Source organism: Rhodopirellula sp. UBA1907 (assembly GCF_002337565.1).
GTDB lineage: Bacteria > Planctomycetota > Planctomycetia > Pirellulales > Pirellulaceae > Rhodopirellula > Rhodopirellula europaea.
On sequence record NZ_DDGH01000079.1, the window covers coordinates 47,235 to 51,194 of the forward strand.

The 3,960-nt window shown below is 57.2% G+C and carries 4 protein-coding genes; 2 read left to right on the top strand and 2 right to left on the bottom strand.

The window, feature by feature from the left end; translation table 11 throughout:
• Positions 1–229: 229 nt before the first annotated feature.
• Together B2R17_RS16885 and B2R17_RS16890 are read right to left on the bottom strand one after the other, a co-directional pair.
• Positions 230–919: a glycine zipper domain-containing protein gene (locus B2R17_RS16885; RefSeq protein ID WP_286764904.1), complete on the bottom strand. Its 690-nt coding sequence runs from the start codon at positions 917–919 to the stop codon at positions 230–232.
• 226 nt (positions 920–1,145) lie between these two features.
• On the bottom strand, positions 1,146–1,832 hold the full coding sequence (locus B2R17_RS16890) for a DUF2293 domain-containing protein (protein ID WP_286764905.1): 687 nt from the start codon (positions 1,830–1,832) through the stop codon (positions 1,146–1,148).
• 225 nt (positions 1,833–2,057) lie between these two features.
• On the opposite strand from B2R17_RS16890, the gene B2R17_RS16895 reads away from it, so the two are divergent.
• Positions 2,058–3,692, top strand: coding sequence for a sulfatase (locus B2R17_RS16895; RefSeq protein WP_286764906.1), 1,635 nt, complete (start codon positions 2,058–2,060; stop codon positions 3,690–3,692).
• An 11-nt stretch (positions 3,693–3,703) separates the two neighbouring features.
• The coding region (locus tag B2R17_RS16900) for an AAA family ATPase (RefSeq protein WP_286764907.1) at positions 3,704–3,960 on the top strand (257 nt) is incomplete at its 3' end.

A 3,960-nucleotide genomic window follows, 5' to 3' on the forward strand; every position in this document is an offset into this window, starting at 1 on the left:
CCTCACCCTCGCGTACGCCTGAACGGCGTCGCTCGACCTCTCCCCAAACTTCGTTTCGGGAGAGGTGCGTCATGTGGAAATCTGCCGAAAAGCGGCATCAAACAACTGCACGACCTCAGAGCGAGATGAGGGCTTGGCGGCTTAGCATTCACGGCGGGGACCGCCGTGCTACAGGAATACTCGATCGGCTATGAGCTAGCTTGCGATTGCTGCCGGAAAAGCCTTCTGATCAGCGACCGTAGTGGATATGAAATCCGCTGCTACGACCATGTCTTGGCGGTCCGTGGTAGACGGGACGTGCACGATAGACCGGTGCTGGCTGCACGTAGACGCGAGGCGCGGGCACATAGACTGGTGTTTCTACGACTGTTGGTGCTTGCACGACGACTTGGTCACCGACGGGAGCATTCTGCATTGCCGAAATCACAACTTCGCTGACTCCTTGCTGATGCAGCGAGATGATGTCCGAAACAACGGGACGCCGCTGAACACCTCGCGATGCGATTTGGTTCAGCACCACACCTTCGCTCACGCCACTGCGGCTCATCGCGACGACGTCGTTGAACGAGACGGCTCCGGTGGGCACCAGCGGTGATGCGGAAGGTTGGGGGGCAACGGTTCGTGTGTAGTGGCTCGGCTGCGAGTAATACTGCTGAGCTTGCAACTCTTTGTCTTTCGCGTTGCCCAGCAATCCGCCGGCAACGGCTCCAACGGCGCCACCGATGGCAGCTCCTGCCCCCGCTTCACCGTTGTTGTCACCAATGATCGCACCGGCGATCGCCCCCGTGATGCCGCCCCATGTCGCACCGCGTTGGGTGTTGGCTTGCGCCATCGCGTTGCTCGGAGAGAAAACTCCCGATGCCAAAACTGCGGCACCAGCGAGAATCAAACGGACGCCAAAATTGAGTTGAATTTTCATGTTCAATGCCACCTCAAACGGGGCAAACGAAGGGAACGCGAACGGAAAAGGTTGCTCGCCTTGGTTGCGACGGAAACCATCCATCGACCACCTACGCTTTTAGATCGGCAATCGCTTCGACAACAACGCCAATTTTTTGTATCCGCTTCACAACCGTGCGCGAGTTTCGTGAAACGCTTCTGTGAAACCGCACTTTGCAACGATGCCTTGAAAGTCTGGCTCGGTCCTATCCCCGCAACGCCTTGGCCAGAGGACAGCCCACCATCGCGTTATCCTCGCCGGAGCGATACTTCTGCAGCAGCTCGCGAGATTTCGCTGCCAATTCACGGCGGACTTCGCGACGCCGGCCTTTGACGCGTTCGATTTTCATGTTGTCGTACGCCGTCGTTTGATGACGCATCCAAGCGATCACGGCCGATTCGGCTCGACGTTCAATCGGAATCCGTTCGGTCCGAGCGACCGTGCCGCTGCCCACCGGCGTCGCGTGCTCGGTCACCGCTTTGGCGAGGTGCTTGGCGACCGCTGAGTACTCTGGTGCAAATTTCAAAAAGTCGCAGACGGCTTGGAAGAAGTCCTCCACATACTCGCCTTGTTTCTCTTCCCGCCGTTTTTTCGCTGCCGCCTGCTTTTTCGCGTAACCGGCGGTGGATCGAGTCGCCTCCATCGAAGCCTTCGCGTCCGCGATCTGCTTCGCATCAGCCCAAAGCCCCTGCGAAAATTCCCGTCGGCCTTTCTTCTCTTTGACCGTCCACGTCGGCCCAGCGGCTTTGACACGGCGAGTCACACCGGCATCTCCCGGCGGCAACAACTCCCAACCGCTCGGCACTTCGCAAATCTCTCCCGATGCCAAACGAACCGTTCGCTCTTTCGGCCCCGGCGAACCGGTCAATGTTTCAGTGGATCGATCCGCCATCGTCGTCTTTGAATTGGGTGGTGACTGTGCCGCTACGAGCTCAATATCGGCATGCGATCATCCGTGCCCCAGCCCAGTCATGGCACCTCGATTTCCGCCAAAATCGTTACAACTTCCCATCGAAAGTGGAATAGGCTTCCAGTCTTTGGATGCACACCGGCTGAAAGCCTCTGCCACTCGGCAGGAGCCCCCCGGTACCACCGAGTGCCTTTGGATTGGGCTACAATGACGCTCAGCCCAATCCTCGATCTGGGTCAGACAACCACCACCCTGCTAGACATCTTGTGCCGTCAAATGCTGCGATCTCATTGCCTTCTCACATCGCCCCCACGTTCTTTACCGAACCAGGTGACAACGGCGGTGTTGTTGCTAGCGATGATCGCTTCGCTTGGAAACCTGAAGACGCTAGCTGCTAAAGAAACCTCCTCAACAGCATCACGTCCCAACGTCCTTTTGTTCTTGGTGGATGATTTGGGATGGGCGGATTTGGGTTGCTACGGCAGCACTTATCACGAAACGCCACAGATCGATGCGTTGGCCGAATCGGGAACTCGATTCACCAACGCTTACGCCGCCTGCCCCGTGTGCTCTCCCACACGAGCCAGCATCCTGACCGGACGCCACCCGGTTCGCGTCGACATCACCGACTGGATCCCTGGTATGTCGACCGACCGAGCCCAGAACCCTCGTTTCCAACACGTCGACGACCGAGACAACCTGGCTTTGAACGAAGTCACGCTCGCTGAACATTTGCGAGACGCCGCCGACTACCAAACGTTCTTCTTGGGCAAGTGGCACCTCGGCGATGTCGGTCACCTGCCGACCGATCAAGGATTCCAAATCAACATCGGTGGCGGTCACAAAGGTTCGCCTCCAGGCGGATATTACTCGCCTTGGAGAAACCCTTATCTAAAGGCCAAGCACGATGGAGAGTACCTGACGACGCGACTGACCGACGAAGCGATCTCACTGGTCGACACAGCATCTAGTGAAGACAAGCCCTTCTTCATGATGATGAGCTACTACAACGTTCATTCGCCAATCACGCCTGACAAGCGAACCATCGATCACTTCCAAGAGAAGCAGGCAAACACGCCGGAACTGCGAGGCGACACACCAACGATTGCGGAACGCGATGCGATCACACGTGGTCGCCAAGACAACCCGGCATACGCGTCGATGGTGAAGGCGGTCGATACCAGCGTCGGTCGAATCATGCAAGCGTTGAAGGAACACGGCGTCGATGACAACACACTGGTCGTCTTCTTTTCCGACAACGGCGGTCTGTCGACGCTTCGCAAGTTTGGGCCAACCTGCAATTCGCCACTGCGAGCCGGCAAGGGTTGGTTGTACGAAGGCGGAATCCGAGAACCGCTGTTGGTGCGACTGCCGAAGACCGCGCCGGATGCGGCGAGAGCGAAGACAGCTGCTCTCCAACCGAAAATCATCGACACGATCGCGTGCAGCACGGATCTGTTCCCAACGATTCTCGACGTTGTTGGATTGCCGCTTCAACCTGAACTGCACGCCGACGGAATCAGTCTGTTGCCCGCAATCAAGGGTGAAGCCTCCGGAGCCGATTCCACTTCCCGTGATCTGCACTGGCACTACCCTCATTACCATGGTTCGCTATGGCGTCCCGGTGCGGCGATTCGCCGTGGCAACTACAAATTGATCGAGTTCTACGAAACTGACACCGCAGAACTGTATGATCTATCGGTCGACATGGGCGAAACCAAAGACCTGTCGAAAACTGAGCCCGAACGCTTCACCAAACTGCGTGATGCACTTCGGCAATGGCAAACTGAAATGGATGCCAAAATGCCCGTTCCTAATCCAAACTTCACCTCTTCGAACTGACACACAAGCTTATGAGCACCACCGTCGATGCGATGCGAGCCGACGCGGAACAATTTCGTCAGCGATACGTCGCGATCCGTGAAATGATTGGTCGCGTGATCGTGGGTCACGATGACATCGTCAGCGGCGTTTTGACATCGATGCTTTGCGGTGGCCACTGTTTGCTCGAAGGCGTTCCGGGGCTCGGCAAAACGATGCTGGTCCGAACGTTGGCTGAAGTGCTGGACCTGCAATTCAATCGCATTCAGTTCACGCCCGACCTGATGCC